This window comes from Crateriforma spongiae, assembly GCF_012290005.1.
Lineage (GTDB): Bacteria > Planctomycetota > Planctomycetia > Pirellulales > Pirellulaceae > Crateriforma > Crateriforma spongiae.
On sequence record NZ_JAAXMS010000004.1, the window covers coordinates 675,691 to 694,678 of the forward strand.

Annotated in this window: 16 protein-coding genes; 7 read left to right on the forward strand and 9 right to left on the reverse strand. The window is 56.1% G+C overall.

All coding sequences use genetic code 11. The features are described 5' to 3' along the window. Positions 1-292 precede the first annotated feature (292 nt). Positions 293-1,354: a ThuA domain-containing protein gene (locus HFP54_RS13850; protein WP_168565562.1), complete on the reverse strand. Its 1,062-nt coding sequence runs from the start codon at positions 1,352-1,354 to the stop codon at positions 293-295. Between the two features lie 271 nt (positions 1,355-1,625). On the opposite strand from HFP54_RS13850, the gene rbsK reads away from it, so the two are divergent. Both rbsK and HFP54_RS13860 read left to right on the forward strand, forming a co-directional pair. Beyond that, positions 1,626-2,537, forward strand: coding sequence for a ribokinase (gene rbsK, locus HFP54_RS13855; RefSeq protein WP_168565563.1), 912 nt, complete (start codon positions 1,626-1,628; stop codon positions 2,535-2,537). A gap of 675 nt (positions 2,538-3,212) precedes the next feature. Beyond that, positions 3,213-3,932, forward strand: a complete 720-nt coding sequence (locus HFP54_RS13860; protein WP_168565564.1) for a response regulator transcription factor — start codon at positions 3,213-3,215, stop codon at positions 3,930-3,932. On the opposite strand, the gene HFP54_RS13865 is transcribed toward HFP54_RS13860, so the two are convergent. The 4 genes from HFP54_RS13865 to HFP54_RS13880 form a co-directional block, all read right to left on the reverse strand. After that, complete coding sequence (locus tag HFP54_RS13865) at positions 3,916-4,467, reverse strand: DUF421 domain-containing protein (RefSeq protein WP_168565565.1); 552 nt, start codon at positions 4,465-4,467, stop codon at positions 3,916-3,918. The two genes, HFP54_RS13860 and HFP54_RS13865, sit on opposite strands and share 17 nt — an antisense overlap. A gap of 133 nt (positions 4,468-4,600) precedes the next feature. Continuing rightward, positions 4,601-5,662 carry a MamS/MamX family magnetosome protein gene (locus HFP54_RS13870; RefSeq protein WP_168565566.1) on the reverse strand — a complete coding sequence of 354 codons (1,062 nt, stop codon included), beginning with the start codon at positions 5,660-5,662 and terminating at the stop codon, positions 4,601-4,603. 481 nt (positions 5,663-6,143) lie between these two features. Beyond that, positions 6,144-6,569: a response regulator gene (locus HFP54_RS13875; protein WP_168565567.1), complete on the reverse strand. Its 426-nt coding sequence runs from the start codon at positions 6,567-6,569 to the stop codon at positions 6,144-6,146. 324 nt (positions 6,570-6,893) lie between these two features. Continuing rightward, a complete protein-coding gene (locus tag HFP54_RS13880) occupies positions 6,894-7,280 on the reverse strand; it encodes a hypothetical protein (RefSeq protein WP_168565568.1) in 387 nt (128 codons plus the stop codon). Positions 7,281-7,716: 436 nt separating this feature from the next. On the opposite strand from HFP54_RS13880, the gene HFP54_RS13885 reads away from it, so the two are divergent. Both HFP54_RS13885 and HFP54_RS13890 read left to right on the forward strand, forming a co-directional pair. After that, complete coding sequence (locus tag HFP54_RS13885; protein WP_168565569.1) at positions 7,717-8,934, forward strand: AI-2E family transporter; 1,218 nt, start codon at positions 7,717-7,719, stop codon at positions 8,932-8,934. Between the two features lie 98 nt (positions 8,935-9,032). Beyond that, entirely contained in the window at positions 9,033-9,764 is a 732-nt protein-coding gene (locus tag HFP54_RS13890) for a hypothetical protein (protein WP_168565570.1), read from the forward strand. 29 nt (positions 9,765-9,793) lie between these two features. Here HFP54_RS13890 and HFP54_RS13895 read toward each other — a convergent pair whose 3' ends face one another. Beyond that, positions 9,794-10,714, reverse strand: coding sequence for a YihY/virulence factor BrkB family protein (locus HFP54_RS13895; RefSeq protein ID WP_168565571.1), 921 nt, complete (start codon positions 10,712-10,714; stop codon positions 9,794-9,796). Between the two features lie 170 nt (positions 10,715-10,884). Here HFP54_RS13895 and HFP54_RS13900 point away from each other — a divergent pair, with 170 nt between their 5' ends. Beyond that, positions 10,885-11,583: a ZIP family metal transporter gene (locus tag HFP54_RS13900; protein WP_168565572.1), complete on the forward strand. Its 699-nt coding sequence runs from the start codon at positions 10,885-10,887 to the stop codon at positions 11,581-11,583. Between the two features lie 44 nt (positions 11,584-11,627). Here HFP54_RS13900 and HFP54_RS13905 read toward each other — a convergent pair whose 3' ends face one another. Continuing rightward, positions 11,628-11,807: a YqaE/Pmp3 family membrane protein gene (locus tag HFP54_RS13905; protein WP_145298124.1), complete on the reverse strand. Its 180-nt coding sequence runs from the start codon at positions 11,805-11,807 to the stop codon at positions 11,628-11,630. Positions 11,808-11,884: 77 nt separating this feature from the next. Continuing rightward, complete coding sequence (locus tag HFP54_RS13910) at positions 11,885-12,157, reverse strand: hypothetical protein (RefSeq protein ID WP_168565573.1); 273 nt, start codon at positions 12,155-12,157, stop codon at positions 11,885-11,887. A 312-nt stretch (positions 12,158-12,469) separates the two neighbouring features. Between HFP54_RS13910 and HFP54_RS13915 the strand changes: the two genes are divergently transcribed. Together HFP54_RS13915 and HFP54_RS13920 are read left to right on the forward strand one after the other, a co-directional pair. Continuing rightward, complete coding sequence (locus HFP54_RS13915; protein ID WP_168565574.1) at positions 12,470-12,958, forward strand: DinB family protein; 489 nt, start codon at positions 12,470-12,472, stop codon at positions 12,956-12,958. A 208-nt stretch (positions 12,959-13,166) separates the two neighbouring features. Next, positions 13,167-13,529, forward strand: a complete 363-nt coding sequence (locus HFP54_RS13920; protein ID WP_168565575.1) for a SpoIIAA family protein — start codon at positions 13,167-13,169, stop codon at positions 13,527-13,529. A 95-nt stretch (positions 13,530-13,624) separates the two neighbouring features. On the opposite strand, the gene HFP54_RS13925 is transcribed toward HFP54_RS13920, so the two are convergent. Then, on the reverse strand, positions 13,625-18,523 hold the full coding sequence (locus tag HFP54_RS13925; RefSeq protein WP_168565576.1) for a chemotaxis protein CheB: 4,899 nt from the start codon (positions 18,521-18,523) through the stop codon (positions 13,625-13,627). Positions 18,524-18,988: the final 465 nt, after the last annotated feature.

The window sequence follows — 18,988 nt, forward strand, 5'->3', positions numbered from 1 at the left end:
CGTCGTTGTGCCGCTGGATCTCGCGGTTGTTGGCGGCATAGGATCAAGCAGACCGGTTCTCGAAATTCAACCGTTGAATTTTCGACGACACCGGATGCTTGATCTATTCACAGGCTGTGCGATCAATGTTGGCGCCCGCTGCAAAACACCGAAACGTAATCCGCTGGATCTTCACGCTGAATCTGTTTGCGATCCTGGTGGCCGTCGTGTTCATCTCCACCGCGCTGACGGTTGGCCGATGATGTAAATCGGGGCAACCGTCGCTGGGCGACAAGTCGACGATCATGACGGATCACTTGCGTCGCTTGGGCACTTCGACCGGGTACCGCAGCGACATGATCGGGCTGTTGAAGTCCGCCAAATCCGACGGACGCACGCCACGCCGAAATCCGCCGAACTGAAATTTCGACGGCTGATAAGCGCCCACAAAATCAATGTTCAGGTCTTCGCGGATCTGGTTCTCCATGCCACAGGACCAGAAACACGCGTTGATCATCATGCGACGAAAATCGGTGTCCAACAGATCCACCGATGCGCCGTAGGTGGTCGTGAACACTCGGCCGTCGCCATCCCCGTAGGTCCGCACCCAAACGCCTGGACACGGCGACTTGTCATCGGCGACCGGTGCGTTGGCGGTCATTCCGTTAAGCGGTTGGGCGGTCGCTAATACCGTCACGTCGTCCATCGGTTCGGTCCAGTAACCACCCGCCTGGACCCACGGTTGCGTGACGCCTTTCAAAATCGGGTGATCGGCCTGGTCATTCGCCACGATCAACCGCGTGCTCATGACGTGATTCTTGCCGTAGTGGCCCGACCAGCTTTCCCCCAACACCTGGCGACCAAAACCCCGTGAATACTCCTGTCCCTTGTACTGATAATCGTACCGGGCGAAGGGTGAATCCGCGGGGATCTTGAACGCGTGGGTGGCGGTACGCAAACCGACGACCGGGCCGCTGCGATTCAGATAGTCCACGATCGGCTGCATCTGGTCGTCGGGAAGATTTTTGAACCGCAGAAAGATGACCGCCGCGTCCGCATCGGCAAGCACTTCGGTCCCCGGCATGTGGTCCGCGTCGGGATCGATGGTGCCGGTGTCTGGATCGATCGTGAACAAAACCGTGCATTTGAACCCGTGATGCTGTGCCAAGATTCGCGCCATCGCGGGCAGCGTTTCCTCCGAACGGTACTCGTGATCACCCGCCAAGAAAACGATGTGCTTGCCGGCACCGGGGCCGGACTTGCCCTCGTAAACCAGCGGTGACTGGGCCGATGATTCGGCCGACATCAAAGAGGTCCATGCCAAGGCAGCGAACAGCAACAACCCAATGGGCTTGATACGCAAAGAATGATTCATCGCAGGTGTGACTCCATGTGGACTTGGACGTATACGCGTTGTCGTGGCAGCCAAGGGTAAGGGACAAAGCAAAAACCCAAGGCACGAGTTCGACGGAGGGATCAAAAGAATATCCGAAAGCCCGAGCGGACGTTTGTGATGGCCCGAAAACTGGGGTTCTGGCACGCGTGACACTTCAGCGCGAAACCCTGATCATCGTCACCAAGGTGAACCGCCACCACGGTAGACTTGTTGTTTTTCTGAACTCCGTTTTCTCCTAGTGTTTCTGAAAATGTCCAAGATCGTCGTCGTCGGCAGCATCAACACCGACATGGTCATCCGCACCCGGCGATTGCCTGGTCCAGGCGAAACTGTCCTGGGGGGAACCTTCTTGATGAACCCTGGCGGCAAAGGAGCCAACCAAGCGGTCGCCGCAGCCAAGCTGGGCGGCGACGTTGTTTTCATCGGAAAAGTCGGCGACGATTCGCTGGGCCGCGATGCGGTGGCCAACATGCAACACTGTGGCGTTGATACACGGTTCATCGGTGTCGACCCTGATTTGGCTTCCGGTGTCGCGACAATCACCGTCGACGAATCAGGGGAAAACTGCATCGCAGTCGCCTCCGGTGCGAACGCTTGTTTGTCTGTCGCGGATGTCCAATCGGCATGGAAACAGATCGATGATGTTTCCATGGTTTTGATGCAACTGGAAACACCGCTGGAAACCGTGCAAGCCGCCGCCCAGCTGGCAAAGCAATCGGGGGCGACCACGATCTTGAATCCTGCACCCGCCCAAGATTTGCCAGACGCCTTGTTGGCTTTGATCGACATCATCACCCCGAACGAGCATGAAGCCCATCAGTTGACCGGGGTCACGATCAACAGTGACGATTCGGCCAAGTCGGCCGCGCAAAGGCTGCAGCAGCGTGGCGTTCCCACGGTCATCATCACCATGGGCGATCGCGGGGCATGGATCCAGTCCGATGATTTCACGGGGTGTGTTGACGCAATTCCGGCAAAGGTGGTGGACACAACGGCGGCCGGTGACACGTTCAACGGCGCCCTGGCGGCGGAACTTGCTCTCGGGACCGCTCGAGTGGATGCAGTCCGTTTGGCCAATCATGCCGCATCGATCGCGGTCACCCGGCAAGGCGCGCAGGGCTCTTGCCCGACGCGGAAAGACTTGGCCGATTCTTCGACCTGATCGTCATGACCGGCCCCCGTCCAGCCGTACGATGATCGTATTGTCGGTTCACCGCGAGATCAGGACCGTGCCCCGTTATGACGGATGATTCGAACTTGCCGGCCACGTCATGCTCAGCCGGGTCATTTCGGGGTGAAGATCCGCAAAACTCTGGGGGGTCACTCTGCGCACAAGCGATACTATTTTCGTCAGGACGAAATCCAGCCAATCGAACGTCGCTCGTGATCGCAAACAGGCCGACTCGGCATCACTCTTCTGCCCCGTATGCCGTCGTCGACACAGCCCAGCGATCCACGGCCCCCCTTTAAGCGAGCCGACGTCCATTTCGTTCTGGCAAACTGGCATGACAGGGACTTGTTGAAGACTGCCCCTCGTTCGACGAGTCCCTGTCAGCCAGTTGCTTCCGCCCCGCTCGCGTTGTATCCGCTCGACTGCCCCCGTTGCGGTGCCCCATTGCGAAACTGTTAACAGTATTCGCCACTCATACGTTCGCTCCGCGTGTTTTTTGCAAATGTGGGGGAATCTCCGCATGCCGCGAACCGTGGAATGATGATATTCGTTAAATATCATCACACAAATATTCGCGATGCGAAAAAGTTGCGCTATTGCGAATTGCTTGTTTCTATTTAGCCAGCCTTCGTTAAGATCGCAGTTGCATCAAAGAGGGCACACTTAATGCACGATTCACATCAAGGCGATCAGCCTGATGTTTGGGAATACCAAACATCGCTCGAAGAGGAAAAAGCGGAAGTCATCAGCTTCATCTTGCGGTGGAACGCAAGGGGGCAGACCGAACCGCTGAACCTCGACAGGTTCGAATCCAGCATCGTGTTGAAAAACACACAGCGGATGATCACCTGCGAAAACGCGGCGTTTCGCCGCCTGACCGCTGCCGGGCAATCAAGCGTTGGTTTGGCGACCGATTCGTACATGGCGGCCAATTTCGCCAAGCTGTCGCGTGATTCGGACAGCATGCTGTTGGACGGTGTGAGCAATCTGGAACTGGAACATCTGTGGCCCATTGCCGACGGTCGAACGGCGACGATGACCACCTACAAGCGGCGGATGCACGAGATCAAGGATCCGCGATATTCAATCTTGGTGATCGGTCGTGTATCCAGCGTGATGGACCGTACCGAATCGGAATATCGACGCACGTTGACCGAAGTGCGCGAATTGTTGGTTCAGCTGGACGAGGTGGATCGCAGCATCTGTCGCGGCTACGCTCGCGGTGACACCACCAAAGAAATTGCTTCGGCGGTCGGTCGCACGACGCGCGCGGTGGAACTCCGCCGTCAAAAGATTATGGACTTGATGGGCTTCGATCGCCCCATCGAGATCGTCAAGATGCTGGTTCGGCTGGAAGAAAACGGTTTGATCAACGAGCACTTCTAAGCTTCAGCCGCTCGGCACCGTCCACCCCCGAAAACAATTCGGGGTCAACCGAGTCGCGATCGCCGTGCAGGACGGAGATGTCACCGGTCGTTTCGAAAACCACGGCGATGACGTCGGAACGGCTCACGGCATTGGCTTCGCGAAGCTTGGCCATTAAATCGGATCGCGTCACGTTTGCTCGTTCCAAATTGTCCCCCAAAATCTGATCTCCCGCCATCAACAAGACCGGGCGATTGTCGATCAACGTCCGTATCGGACCAATCCGTGTCCGAAACCAGGCGATGATCTGTTGCGTCAAAAACAGCACTGCCAACGCGACCAAGCCTGCGATCATTCGCTGACGCGGAGCCGAGATCGAGGACGCAAACAATGATCCGACGGCCAATGTCATCGCGAAGTCGGGGGCGGACATCTTGGAAAAACTACGCAGTCCCGAAAGCCGCGTGTAGATGATGATTGCCGCGTATACCAGCCATGCCGACAAGACCAAGACGACGACATCGCCCAACGACAAAACGCTCCACTGATCTTTCATTACGACGGTCCGGATCTTCGAAATTGGTGGAAACAAAAAAAGGCCGATTCGCCCTATCGCTGTGGATAGAACGAATCGGCCACAATCATGGTGCATCGCAAGGCTTTCAACCGTCGCGATGCAATCGGGTGAACTAGCTGCGGTTTTGATTTCCGCGACGAGCAATCTGCATCGTGTCACCATCGCAATGCAGCTCACGTGCCATCAACAGCGCTCGGTCGTTGACCTTCACCGGTACACCGGAAACGGTAATCGACTTGCCGTCCTCCAGCTTGCCGTCCAGCTGATTCTTCGGTCCCAGATCGACCATCAAGTTTTTGCCGTCATCCGTCTTGATCTTGGCCAATTGATGCTCGGTGCCGCGGACGTTGACGGTCTTGGTGTTCTGCACCTTACCCTTGAATTCGCGTCCGCCTCGTTGGATGTCCAACGACTGATCCGCGTATTGCGCTTCGGTCGCGACCAGGATCTTCTTGTCACCCACGGTCAGCACGTGGCCGGTTGCAGTCAGTGAATCACCCTGTTTCAAGTTTTGGATCTCGGATTTCGGACCCAAGTCGACAGGCCAGGTGGAGTTCTGAACGTTGACCATCGCCACCAAGTGCTCGGTTCCGCGAACCTTCACCGTTTTCGTGTCGGCAATCTGTCCTTCAGCCCGCTTCAGTTCCGCACGGGTGTCCTTGCTGTCATTACGAGCCTGTTGCTGCGCGTCCGATCCGGCGTCATTGAAAGACAGGTATTCGAAATCGTCGTAAACGCCATCGCCGTCTGTGTCGGTATACGATGCGTAAGCGTCGTAGTATCCGTCGTCATCGACGTCGTAGTACTTGGTGAAGAACTGCTGTTCCCAAGTACCGTAGCCGTCGTCGTAGTAGTCATAAAAGCCGGTGCTTTCCATGACATCATTGCGACGAGCGTACCCGTAATTGGTTTCGCCATCTTCGACGTCGTTGTCCCGGTCGTCGCTGGTCGCATCATCAGCAAAGCTGTAACGTTCATCATCAATCCGGCCAAAAGCTTCATCGGTCGGATTGTAATCATTTCCGTCAAACCATTCCGTGATATCGTACCATGCGTCATCTTCATAGTACGGTCCACGAGTGCTGACTTCTTCGGCGACGATGAATCCACCAGGCGTGCACACGGCAGTACCAAGGGCGGCGGCAAGCAACATTCGTTTCTTAGTCATCTTCATCATAGGTCTCCTAGGGAAGTCGTATATAAATCCAAGGCCATTCGCCTCGGTTGCTTGATGCAACGTGCAACACCGATGCCAGGAGAGGATGTTTCACGCAAAGAAATCGCAACAACTCGAGTTTGGTTGATAGGCGGGGCGGGAAATGGGCGGATGACCCGGCGTGTTAAACAGGCGGACAAGAGTTCAACGAAAAATGGCAACCCGACGCGTGAGTTTTGAAGTTGTGCATTCACCCGAGGCATTGTTTTTTGGTAGCTCGAAGCGTGAGCGAGGCGATATCAGCATTCCCTTCTTTTTGCTCACGCATCGGGTTGCCAAACTCCAGAAGATCAGCCCGCCTATTTTTCGATAACGTGGCACAGCACAATGCTTATAGATCGACGGACTCGATTGATGATCGACCAGTTTGGTGGATCGTCCCGATGCGAGTGGAGCGTGAGCGTGGGCAGACGCATAGCGGCCAGAGTTGCCGCAGAACTTATTCGAGACCTTTGTCTTGATTCATTGCCTGATGGACCGCGGTGCGGAAATCGTCGTTCCCGATTGGCTTGGGCACAAAAGCATCCGTACGCAGGCTGCCGATGGCGGATGCAACAAAGGTCTCGCTACAGCTACTGCAGACGACGATCGGAAGATTCGCAATCCTGGGGTCGACGTTACATCGAACTGCTTGCACCAGTTCTTCGCCGGTCATATTGGGCATTTCCAGGTCCGTTACGATCAAGTCGGGCTGGATACGTTGCACCGTTTGAAGTCCCGCCTGTCCGTCGGGTGCGGTCACCGAACGAATGCCCAGACGATGAAGAAGTGTTCGGATCAATCGACGGGTAACGCGATTATCGTCGACCACCACCGCAACCGGTCCACTTGAATGGCGTGCTGAGATTTGCGGTGAGGATAACATGAGACTGACTACTGGGTTTTTGAATGCATCGGTTCGTTTTACAGTGACCGATGATTCTGCAATTGTTTAACTAGATGTTCTGCGTGATCGCATGACGATTGGATTCATCGCGTGCGATCATGATGACGGTGAGGTCCGACTCATAGGAACGCATGAGATCCTTGTGTGGCATTTCAGCGGCGTGCGATTGTCTTTCCATCGACCGAATCATTGATGATCAGTGGTTGTGTTTTGGTTTTGTTCGATGTTGACCAACACAAAAACGCCAGCGGCCGAAGTTTCGGACGCTGGCGTGATAGAATCGAATCAACGATCGAGCGTCGATTATTCGACTGATTCGTCGTCGATTTCTTCCAGGGCGTCCGCAGTCTCTTCGCCTTCGACTTCGATTTGGTCAGCCTTGTTTTCGCCAGCGGTTTCAACCGCATCGGCCTTCTCTTCACCCCAAGCTTCGATCGCATCCGCCTTTTCTTCGGCTGCGTCTTCGACAGCGGGTTTCGCCGATTCGTATCGTTGTTCCAAGTTGTCGGCCATCTGTTCGGCCGACTCGCGAGTGTTTTCTGCAACGGCGTCGGCGCTGTCGCGAATGTCGGCGGCCTGCTGTTGTGCCGAATCGCGAACTTGCTCGGCCTGTTCGTCATAAATGCTATCGTCGCAACCGACGAAGGCGAGTCCGAGCGCGAGCGTCAGAATGCTGGTCATGAAACGCATGGAATGGGTTTCCTTTTGTAAGGGTGATCAGATGGGTGCGTCTTCAGCCCAGTCAATGTCGGCGTTTCCGTCGCGCCGGCACGCTGGGCGTCAGGGGTTAGTAGCAACCGGTATGCCGTAGTCGGTCTTCAAAAATTTTGCATCGGTGTGTGATGGCGAGATTCCGGCAATGCGGAGGCGTCATTCCGACACCGATGTGCAATTCATGCCGGATCCACCGTGATAGCTGCCGTGGACAGTTTGCTTGATGGGTTTGTTGGGCAACGATGCCTCGGCATGACAAATGCGATCGTCGGGATTTGTTTCAAAAACACCGCGATCAGGTTGGTTGGCGCGATGGCATCGCCCCAACCAACGATTCAGCGGATCGTCACCCGACCCCCGGTTGATGATCCATCACGCTGGTTTGATCTCATCCACCCAATGGCACAATTCAATGACCGACCGCGATCAAGACAACGACCATGACCATCGTTGGGTCCGTGGTGCTTCTTCCAAAGACCAGCAGGAATCTGTCAGCCGGGGCACGGTCATGTCGGTTGGGATTGCGGTGATCGCCGCGGTGATGGTTGCCGCCGGACTGTATTTCGCCAGCCGAGTCATCGTCCCGGTGACCATGGCCTTTCTGGCTTACCTGACGTTACGTCCGGCAACGGTGCGTTTAGCGAAACGTGGCCTTTCGCCAACGTTGTCGAGTGCCGCGTTGATGCTGACGGCGTTCGCGGTGTTGGCGTTCTTGGTGGCGGTGCTGTATGGCCCGCTGACCTATTGGCTGGGGGAGGCCCCGAAGAACATTGCCAAACTAAAGGAGAACTTTCAGAGCATCGTTCGGCCGCTGACCATCTTGGACGAAACGGAATCGCAACTGGAGAAGGCTAGCGAGCCGATCACGGAAGATCGTCCGCAGATCAATGTGGACGTCCAGAAGCCAGGAGTCCTCAATGAAACACTGTTGATCAATACGACAGGGCAGGTGATCGCGTTCATCGCGGTCGTGTTGACCCTGGCGTTTTTCATGCTTCGCGATGGTGACGAACTGGTCAACCGTTGTCTGGAGGTGATCGATCGTGGCAGTTCGCGACATGAAGTGATGAAAACACTGGCCAGCGTCCAGCATAACGTTGGCACTTATTTCGCCAGCATCACGGCCATCAACGTCGGTTTGGCTGCGGTTTCATCACTGGTGATGTGGGGCGTCGGCATGCCGACGCCGTTGTTGTGGGGGGCGATCGCCGGCTTGTTCAACTTTGTGCCCTATCTGGGACCATTGGCTGCGACGGGCCTGGTTTTCCTGGCGGCTAGCAGCGTTTTCGAGCCCCTGATCAATGCCGCGGCGGTGGCGGGCCTGTATTACAGCGTGACCGTGCTGGAAGGCTCGCTGGTGACGCCGATGATCGTCGGGAAAACGTTACGCTTGGGGCCTTTGGTGGTCCTGCTCTCGGTTGCCGCGTTTGGTTTTCTGTGGGGATTGCTGGGCGTTTTCCTAGCAATCCCGATGGTGATCACGATTCGCGAAGTGTGTTGCCACCTGCCCGCCGCTCGTCCGATCGCCGTGATTCTGGGCGCATCGCGAAGCGAAGAATCGGCTTGTTACCAAGACACCTCCGCCGTCCAAGTGGATCATCAGCGAAGCATCGAAGAAATGGCCCACTGATCGGGCCCCGTCAACGACCAAGCTTTCACATCCCACACCTGCTGTACGTCCTACACAACTTGCAAGCACCCAACGCGATCCCCAAAGACTGAAGCGATATGCCCACCAACCCAGATGAAACAACAGACGGCCCGACAATCGAGTACTCATCGATTCAGATGTCGCGATGGCTGGCATCAGGATTCGTTTACGCGTCGGCCAGATTTGTTCCGGTCCCCTTCGTGGACGATGTGATTCGTCAACGCTGTCGACAGTACGTCGTGCAAACGGTACTGAAAGACTTTGCCGGCGAAGATGCGTCGGATGTGGCGGACCTGTATTCAAGTGGCGGTGGTTGGTTATCGGGTTGTGCATCGACGGCGGTGCGCGCGCCAGTCAAGCTATTGCTGTTTCCGATCCGAAAGATCGTCGCGTTGGTGACCTCGATCCGCGGAGTTCCGCTGGATGTGTTGCGGATGGTGTTGCTGGGCCGTGCAATGCAGCAGTGGAAACAGACCGAGTTAGTGCAAGACACCAGCCCGAATCGGGAACAAATCGAGCGGTTCAAGGCCGCCTTTGACCAGGCATTTGGCGGAATCGACTTTCGGCTTCTGCGTTCCAGTATTTCTGACTTACGACGCGTCACGAAACCTTGGCGACAGGCGGCAAAGGCCTTCTCAAAGACCGCATCGGAGAAGAAGAACAATGTGGCGGGCACCGTGGAAACGATTCGAGACAGCCAACAAGTGCGAGACGCACAACAACTGATGAATCGACCATCGGTCTTAAAGACGTTCCAAGAATTTGATGCTCGCTTTGCCGCGGCGTATCGGCCGCGACAAAGCGTCTGATTATCCGCTGCCTTGTCGCTGTGGCCCGACTACCCCGCGACGGGTTCGCGACGGATCTTTTCTTCGACCCTAACCGCATGGGGTTCCGGCCGAATGCCGGCACCATACATCCGTGCGTAAACTTGCGTCGCTTCGGCCCCCAACAGCATGATCATGCCGGTGTAGTACACCCACACCAGAAAGATCACCAACGAAGCCGCGGCAGCGCCCAATTCCTGTCCGGGTGATGCGTATTGAAAATAGATCTGCAGAACCGCACGCCCCACAAGGAACAAGGCAGTCGTCATCAATGCACCAACGACGATGTCCTTCCATCGGACGATCGCGTCAGGCATGAATCGAAAGATCGCCGCCACCATGACGAAAACGACCAGCGCCTGAGTCGCAAAGTTGATGGACGTCACCGCCACGTCGGACATGCCGAACCATCCACCGATTTGCTTGCCGGCGGCACCGACGACGGACGACAGCACCAGTGATACCAATAACAGAAAGCCCAGTCCCAAGATCATGCCCAGTGATAGCATGCGTTTGCGCAGGACGTCCAGGATGCCCGATGATTCCGGGTCAGGGCGGACTTCCCAAACTTGATTCAACGCGGCTTGCAACGCCGCAACGACACCGGTCGCACCCACAATCGTACCGGCGATGCCCAGCAGTGCCTTCCACCACTTGCCCGACGTTTCACGCTCACTTTTTAATAAGCTTTGGATCTCGTCCGCCGCGGCCTCGTTTCCGATCAACTCCGATGCCTGTGTCTGAATCACATTTTGAGCTTTCGCTTCCGCTTGATCCGTGTCGTACATCGCCGACAAAGAAAGCGTCAGTACCAAGGTCAACAGGTAAATCAAGGGTGGCAAAGACAGTGCAGTGTAGAATGCCAACGCGGCGGAAAGCGTCGTGCAGCGGTCCTTGGAAAACTGGGCAAAGGTCTCTTTCAGATAGTTCATGGGAGCGGCGGCGTTTTGGACGGAGTGGCGGATGGATGACGCTTTGAAAATGGTCGTGAGAACGATAAAGTGCTCAGCCCTGTCGAAACGTTCCCAGCGGCTAGCGCCGATAGAATTCCCAGTCGCAACTCGCATACCAGCCACGGCACCTAAGAAAGACGACACCTCGAATGGAAGAAATGCTTTGGATGTCGTTGCTGGCCGGGGTGGCGATTCCTGTCGGAGGAATCTTGGCGTCGGTGGAACGAATTCGGCCCGATTGGCTGGAATCGGAAGTCCGGCATTCCATCATTGCCTTTGCCAGCGGCGCGCTTTTGTCCGCCGTCGCGCTGGTTCTGATCCCGGATGGCACCAGCAAGCTTAGCATCACCGAATCCGTGATCGCGTTCGTCGCGGGCGGTGCGTTCTTTTACATGCTGAAGCGTTTGCTCAGCCGATCCACGTCATCGGTCAGCCAATTGATTGCGATGCTTTCCGATTACATTCCGGAGGTCATCGCATTGGGGGCGACGGTCGCGTCCGGTGGCCCCGGTCTGGTGATCGCGGTCATTATCGCGTTGCAGAACCTTCCCGAAGGCTTCAATGCGTACCGCGAATTGAAAGAAAATGGGATGTGTAAGAAGCGTATTCTGTTTTGGTTCAGTGTCGCAGCGCTTCTCGGACCAGTATTTGGCGGGCTGGGATACTGGTTCCTATCCGGCCACGACACCGTTTTGGGGTATCTCAGCGTCTTCGCAGCAGCCGGTATCTTGTATCTGGTGATCGACGACGTCGCACCCGATGCAAAGTTGAAAAACGCCGACGCCCCGGCGCTCGGGGCGGTGCTGGGTTTTTTGCTTGGCATGATCGGCTATCTCATGGAGCGATAACGGTTGATCCCGGCACTCCACCGCCGCTTCGAACACTGATCGTTCTACAGGATCAGAATCAGTGCGTGGATGATTCCCACGATCCAAAACCCGACCAACGTCAACACGACGTTCAGTACGAATTGGACCCCAATTCCGCGATCCATGAAGACCGCGAGCGGTGGAAGCAGGATGGCGAGGATGACTTTCAAAATCGTGTTTTCGTTGCGTACAGCAGTGGTCATTTTCATGTGCTCCTAACAGATGGCGTGTTTCGACAAAGCGATCGTTTGCATGCCGGCCGGTTCAGCCGACGGTGCGATCAGTCTTCGTCAGGCAGGTCGACATTGACGTCCGGGGTTTCGATCATTTGCTCTTCCGTCTCGATATCGATATCGGTGGGCACATCGACCGGTTGTTCTTCCATCGAAACATCGACGTCGGCGGTTTCCACGTCGTACTCGGGCATGGTGCCCGGTTCCATGTCGACGTCGACGTCAGGCATTTCGCCAGGTTGCGTTTGATCGACGTCGCAACCGACGGTGGCAAAAGCCAAAGAGCCAGCAAGCAGCGTGGTAAGCAGTGGAGTCTTCATGTTTTTTCTCGATTGATGCGATCACCGTGACTGTCGGAGCACGGGTCGCGGGACTTGTTTTCTTCCGACACCCCCAACGAATTGCAACGTCTGTGCCAAAGCTTCCTTTGTCATGAAATCCGGGGCCGTCCGTTCGCTCGGCGACCAAGCTGAATCCGAATCGCGCAGCCATCTCACCTGATCTTCCCTCGCCGCACAGCGAATCGCCTATTCTGTAGCTGAAATCATCAAATCCCAGCCACCGATCACCACTCGCGTTGCTGGCCTGGCCAGAGTTCAGTCAACGACCCCAACAGCCCCGCAGGTCTCTCGATGTTCAACCGCGAACGGACAAACAATGAATTCCAGCTTGATCATTTCGCGAAGGTAGCACGCGACTTATCGGAAGACTCGTTGTTCGAACACTTTCCCGGGCATGGACATTCTCCCGCGTGGATTCTCGGTCACTTAGCGATTTGTGCCGAATTGGGACAGCACATGCTCGGTGGTTCGTTAACGCACCCCGAGTGGGTCGAACGGTTCGGTCCAAACTCGGTTGATACTGACACGCCGGACGCAAGCCTTTCGCTATCGCTGATGACCAATGCGGTCGTCGACGGCTATCGCGATCTGCGAGGACTGGCCGGATCAGTAACCGACGATTCTCTGCTCCAGCGTCCGCATGGAGTGCCGGTGTTGACAGGGACGCAGATCGTTACCGTCGCCGATATGATTGCTCTGTTGCTGACCAATCATTTCGCGTTTCATCTATCCCAACTTTCCAGTTGCCGACGGTCCGCCGGACACGCCGCATTGTTCTAGGTGCCTTTGGCCAAAGGATCACACGACGGTGAAGTGCTGCAAATGGCCTGTTCGACAATCACTGCAAATCGCACCGATTTCACGATGGAAACAGTCGAAACCCTAGGGTCAACCGCAATCCCGAGCCTGAAAAAGAGGCCTGACCCCTTTTAGAGAGCCTGACCCCTTTTAGAGAGCTGACCCCTTTTAGAGAGTCGAAGGTGAAGAAATGATTGAGTTTCGTTTGGATGAGACGCGTTCCGTTTTGCTCGTGCGGCCGGAGGCGGCGCTGGAGGAAGCGGACTTTGTCGGCTTGGCCGAAAAGGTGGATTCGTATATCGAATCCAGTGGCGGGCTGAGAGGACTGATCATCGACGCGCCGACGTTTCCGGGCTGGGAAAGTTTCGGAGCGATGGTTGCGCACTTTCGGTTCGTTCGCGACCACCATCAGCGTATCCAGAAGGTCGCCATCGTCACGGATTCCGTTCTGGGGGATGTGGCCGAGCGACTGGCATCTCATTTTGTCGCCGCGGAGATCAAGCACTTTCCGGCCGGCGACGTCGAAGCTGCAGCATTGTGGATCGCTGACTGACCGGGTTTGGTCACTTTGTGTGCAAAATCGCAGGACACTGGCCGCTGCGAAACGCGAAGCACAGTGCTCGAACCCCCAAGGAAGATTCGATCGGATCAGCTATTGAGCAGTTGGTCGGCGATCCGCATCAGCTTGCGGACGTTCAGGGGTTTGGTCAGGTATTCGTCAAATCCGATGCCGATCAGCCGTCGTCGGGTGCCCTTCATCGCGTCGGCAGTCAGGGCGATGACGGGTAATTCGATGCCCCGTTCGCGTAACTCCTTCACCGCGCCGGCGCCGTCCAATTCCGGCATATGCATGTCCATCAGACATAGCTGGAACGGGTCGCCCGATTCGGCGGCCTGAACGATCATGTCGACCGCTTGGCGTCCATTTTCGGCGACGTCCACCTTGCATTTGGCTTTGGCCAGGAAGTGTTTGGCCACAAAACGCACGTCTCGCATGTCGTCGGCGATCAAGACTTTCGCGTTCAGCGGGATGACCTGCGTCGCCGACTTTTCGCGATTGGCGGTGGCATCGTCGTTGTTGTCGTCTTCGGCATCCAACGACAATTCACGTCGTTCGCCGACCGGAGCGACCGGGATTTCGAAACTAAACGTGCTTCCGTGGCCCGGTTCGCTTTCGACCGACATTTCACCACCGAGCGCGTTGACCAAACGCTTGGTGATGCTGAGGCCCAGGCCGGTGCCACCGAAACGTTCAGAGATGCTTTTGTCGGCCTGGACGAATGGCTCGAACAGGGTCTTCAGCTTCTCTTCTGAGATTCCAATGCCGTTGTCTTGAACGGTGAAGGACAAAAACTCTACCCTCTTGCCTTGGTACGTGCGGCATTCTTCGCGGACGAAAACATCCACACGGCCTTTGGGACTGAACTTCAACCCGTTGGCGATCAGGTTGATCAAGATTTGACGTAAACGAGCCGAATCGGTCGTGATGGTTTGGGGCAAAGGATTCTTCAGATGGAAATGCAATTCGGTTTCGTATTCATCGGTCCGCATTTGCATCGTGGTGTTGATGTCACCCAGCAGTTCGTCCAATGAAACGATCGCCTTGGCCGTTTGAAACTTGTCGGCTTCGATGCGTGACAGGTCCAGAACATCGCCCAACAGTCGCAGCAGGTATTCGCCGTTGCGTTGAATGGTGGCCAGTTTTTCTTGGGCACCCGATTCGTCGTCGGTTTCTTCCTGCAGGATCGACGTGAATCCCAGCATGGCGGCCAAAGGGGTCCGCAATTCGTGGCTCATGTTGGCCAGGAAACGACTCTTCGCTTCGTTCGCAGCGGTGGCTTCGTCGCGAGCCTGTTTCAGGTTTTGTTCGGAAACCAAGCGTTCGGTGATATCGACGAAGGTCACGACTGACCCCACCACCTCGTCGTCTTGGGAGATCGGGTGGCACCAAAACTCAACAGGAAAACATCCGGCGTCACGAGTGCAGAAGGCGTCGTTTTCGCTGTGGAACGGTTGGCCGGTTTTGATTGATCGGATGATCGCCGATTCGTCTCTTTGCATCGGCACGTTGTGGGCATCGTGCGGCTGGACCACCGAGTGCATGTCGCGTCCCACCAGTTCATCGCCGGACTTGTATCCCAGCATGCGAGCGGCCGCGTTGTTACAGAACGTGCAGTTGCCGCCGGAATTGATGCCAAAGATGCCTTCGGCGGTCGAATCCAACAGCGACCGAATGGTGCGTTCGTTGATGCGAGCGATTTCCGCTGCGGCGATGCTGTCGGTCACGTTGTTTTGGATGCCGACAAAGTGGGTGACTTCGCCGCGTTCGTTTTCGACCGGGGTGATGTACAGATCGTTCCAGAACTTCGACCCGTCCTTGCGATAATTTTCCAGCAGCGCGCGAACCGCTTTGCCATCGTGGACGCCTTTGCGGATTTCGGCGATGGCTGTTTTGTCGGTATCGGGACCTTGCAGGAACCGACAGTTGCGGCCCAGCACTTCTTCTTCGCTGTAGCCCGTCATCTTGCAAAAGCCTTCGTTGACGAAGGTGATCGGATTGTCGGGCAGGTTAACGTCGGTGACGATGATCCCGTTGGCGGCCGACCCGACGGCTTTGGACAGCAACTGCATTTCACGTTGCCGCTGTTGTCGTACCGTGATATCGCGGACCGACGCCATCACGAACGGTTGGTCTCGCAGCGTGACCGGTGTGTAGGAGATTTCCACGGGAAATTCCGTGGAGTCGTCGATGCGCCGGAAAACCGATTCCACCGTTTCGCCACCGCTGCGATGGACGTCGTCGAATCGGCGAAAAAAATCGTGTTGGCTTTGTGCGACTTCGAATCGCAAGACCGACAGATCTTTGACCCCATCGGTCGGACATCCCAACAGCTTGCAGGCTTGTCGATTGGCGTAGGAAACGTTGGCGTTTTTATCGATCAACAACTGCCCATCGACGCTGCCGTCGACCATGAATTTGAACTGGATGACTTCCTGTTCGGTTTGTCGAAGCGTTTCGATGTTGATGAAGGAAACGATGACACCATCGCACTCATGATTGCGCCAGTAAGGCAAAGCACGCGCTAGATAGGCCGCACCGCCGACGCGAATTTCCCATTCGCGTTCCTGGCCGGATTGGCGGATCTCGTCCAAGTGGTCGACGAATTTTGGATCGTCGATACGATTGATGAAGCCATCGATGCTGCGTCCGATGTCGTGTTCTTCCATGAACAGCAAGCGGCCGACTTCGGGGGTGAACCGACGGATGTGAAAATGATTGTCCAGGAACAGCACGCCGACGCGGGTGTTGGCCAACAAATTGTTCATGTCCGCGTTGGCTTCATCCAATTCGGCCACACGGGCTTGGTGTTCGGCGTTGACGGTGAACAGTTCCTCGTTGACGCTGTGCAATTCCTCGTTGGTGCTTTGAAGTTCTTCGTTGGCCGCGACCATTTCTTCGTTGGTCGCTTGCAGTTCCTCGTTGGACGTTTCCAGTTCTTCGATGGTGGCCTGAAGGTTTTGGCGGGTGTAGTCCAGTTCGCGTTCCAGTGATTCGATCCGCGATGCGGCCAATTCGCTAGCGACGACTTCGTTGAACCCTTCGTCGTCGGATCGATTGATGGCCAGTTTTTCAGTGGTTTCGAACTGAACCAACAGACACAGGTCGCGTTGAACGGGCAGCTTGATCGGACGGACGACCAATCGGACTTGAGAATGACCGTCCGGATCGGGATGTCGCAGACCGCTGTATTTCACGGTTTGGCCGTCTTTCAAAGCGTGCTGAACCGCTGCGGCGATGCTGTTTTTTGCCTCCGGATAAACCATCTCCATCAGGTTCATCGATGGACGACCGGTGGGCAGACGCAAGAACGGATCGGCACCCGCAAAGATGTGCAGGATCCGGCACTGGGCATCGACCAGAACGCTGGGCGGCATCAGTTCGCCCAACAGGATGTCATACGCTTCGGAAAGGACTTCCGTATTGCGGCGGGGCGGCGGAGATGCAGTGCCGGACGTCCGCGTTGATCCCGCACCGCGCAGCGGCAGATCCCCAAGCATCGTCATGCGTGTGTCGATGGGCAAACGGATGTCACGACGCTTGCGAAAAATTTTCCAGTGGACGTCGATGAATTCGAATTCGTCGCTGATCTCGCCGGCCGTTTCACTGGGACCGAGGAACAAGACGCCGCCGGGCCGAAGGGCAAAGTGAAACAGCGACAGCGTTTTTCGCTGTGCCGGGTTTTGCAAATAGATCAACAGGTTGCGGCAAGTCACCAAATCCATCTGTGTGAACGGCGGATCGTTGATGATATTGTGCGGTGCGAACACCACACGTCGACGCAAATCATTGTTGACGAAGAACCCGTCACGACGTTCGTGAAAGAATCGTTTGCGTCGCTTGGGCGAAACGTCCTTCATCCGTGGTTCGTCGTACACGCCCGCGGCGGCGAACTGAAGCGATTGTCGGTGTGCGTCGGTTGCAAAGATTTTGAAGTCCACGTCACGGCCGCCACGATCCAACGCTTCTTGGATCAGCATTGCCAGTGAATAGGCTTCTTCGCCGGTCGCGCACCCACAAACCCAAACGCGAAGTTGTTCGCCACACTTGGCCAACAATTCGGGGATGACGACGTTCTCCAAGACCTCATAGGCTTCGATGTCGCGAAAAAATCGCGTCACGCCGATCAACAGGTCTTTGTATAGCTCGTTGACCTCCGACGGATGCGAATCGATGTATTGGACGTACTGTTCGACGTTTTCCAAGTGCAACAGTTCGATACGACGCTGGACTCTGCGGCCGACCGTTCCCGATTTGTAGTGGGAAAAATCGATACCGTGGTTCTGCTGCAGCAGTTGAAAGACGCGTGAGATGCCTTTTTCGTCCAGCGGTTCGTCGGCTTCGTCGCGCAACTGGCCGGGCGAGAAATCCCCTGAGGAGTACTTGATCAGCATGTCACCCATCGATTCGGGCGAAAGCACCAAGTGAACGTGGCCGGTTTCTTGGGCGTTCAACGGCATCGCGTCGAACTTACATGTCGCCGGGTCTTGGACGACCGTCAGTCCATCGTTGGAAGCAATTTCGCTGATCCCGCGAGAACCGTCGCTGCCGGTTCCCGACAAGATGATGCCGACGGCAAGCCGGCCGGCATCTTGTGACAACGATCGAAAGAACTGATCGATCGGATGGGACAGAACCTTTTCACGACTGCGTTCGGTCAGCAACAGCTTTCCGCCGCTGACGATCATTTCCATCTTGGGCGGAATCAGATAGATCTTGTTCGGCCGGACGTCCACGCCGTCGTCGACCACTTCCACCGGGATGTCGGTGACGCGTTGCAGCAACTGGTCCATGTGGCTTTTGAATTCCGGCGACAAGTGCTGGATCACCACGAAGGACATGCCGGTATCAAGTGGCATGTTGCGGAACAGAGTCTCCAAAGCTTCCAACCCACCAGCGGACGCGCCGACCCCGACGACGTGATGTTGGATGGAACCGGACCCGCCGGATGGCTCGGACGATGATGGGTTGGATGCTGCTTCGGTCACAGAATTGGGTGGTCGTGGGCGAGGTGCCGTCCAAAAACGCCGTCGACGGCAGGCCTTGGCCATTGGAGCGGTTCAACGGAGCCTTGCGGAATGAATCGAGCTGGATTGGATCGCGTGTGAGTGTGTCTTGGTTGCCGCAGGCGTGACGTGACTGCTTGCCACAGCCGTCGCGATGATGCGGTGGTCGAATTGCTTCAGTTTGTCGTACGCTGTCGATCGTAGGTCCTGTGTCCAAGGTTAAGGTCGGCAACCAGATTCACAAACGGGGCTGCACGCTCGAGGTTGCAGAATCAGGGCGTCGGGTGGCCTTCAATGTGTCACGGTCGGCCGGCTATTAGTTTTTGATACATCTCATGTGTCGGCCCACTGCCATAGGTGAATCGGTGAATTTAGAAACGGGAGCCCGCGATACTGGCGCAAAAGTACAGCGGGGGCAAAGCCGACAGTCACCGCTTAGAAATCGGT

Coding starts and splice junctions, on each gene's coding strand:
- HFP54_RS13850 (WP_168565562.1), bottom strand. CDS start 1,354: ATGAATCATTCTTTGCGTATCAAGCCCATTGGGTTGTTGCTGTTCGCT.
- rbsK (WP_168565563.1), top strand. CDS start 1,626: ATGTCCAAGATCGTCGTCGTCGGCAGCATCAACACCGACATGGTCATC.
- HFP54_RS13860 (WP_168565564.1), top strand. CDS start 3,213: ATGCACGATTCACATCAAGGCGATCAGCCTGATGTTTGGGAATACCAA.
- HFP54_RS13865 (WP_168565565.1), bottom strand. CDS start 4,467: ATGAAAGATCAGTGGAGCGTTTTGTCGTTGGGCGATGTCGTCGTCTTG.
- HFP54_RS13870 (WP_168565566.1), bottom strand. CDS start 5,662: ATGAAGATGACTAAGAAACGAATGTTGCTTGCCGCCGCCCTTGGTACT.
- HFP54_RS13875 (WP_168565567.1), bottom strand. CDS start 6,569: ATGTTATCCTCACCGCAAATCTCAGCACGCCATTCAAGTGGACCGGTT.
- HFP54_RS13880 (WP_168565568.1), bottom strand. CDS start 7,280: ATGCGTTTCATGACCAGCATTCTGACGCTCGCGCTCGGACTCGCCTTC.
- HFP54_RS13885 (WP_168565569.1), top strand. CDS start 7,717: ATGACCGACCGCGATCAAGACAACGACCATGACCATCGTTGGGTCCGT.
- HFP54_RS13890 (WP_168565570.1), top strand. CDS start 9,033: ATGCCCACCAACCCAGATGAAACAACAGACGGCCCGACAATCGAGTAC.
- HFP54_RS13895 (WP_168565571.1), bottom strand. CDS start 10,714: ATGAACTATCTGAAAGAGACCTTTGCCCAGTTTTCCAAGGACCGCTGC.
- HFP54_RS13900 (WP_168565572.1), top strand. CDS start 10,885: ATGGAAGAAATGCTTTGGATGTCGTTGCTGGCCGGGGTGGCGATTCCT.
- HFP54_RS13905 (WP_145298124.1), bottom strand. CDS start 11,807: ATGACCACTGCTGTACGCAACGAAAACACGATTTTGAAAGTCATCCTC.
- HFP54_RS13910 (WP_168565573.1), bottom strand. CDS start 12,157: ATGAAGACTCCACTGCTTACCACGCTGCTTGCTGGCTCTTTGGCTTTT.
- HFP54_RS13915 (WP_168565574.1), top strand. CDS start 12,470: ATGTTCAACCGCGAACGGACAAACAATGAATTCCAGCTTGATCATTTC.
- HFP54_RS13920 (WP_168565575.1), top strand. CDS start 13,167: ATGATTGAGTTTCGTTTGGATGAGACGCGTTCCGTTTTGCTCGTGCGG.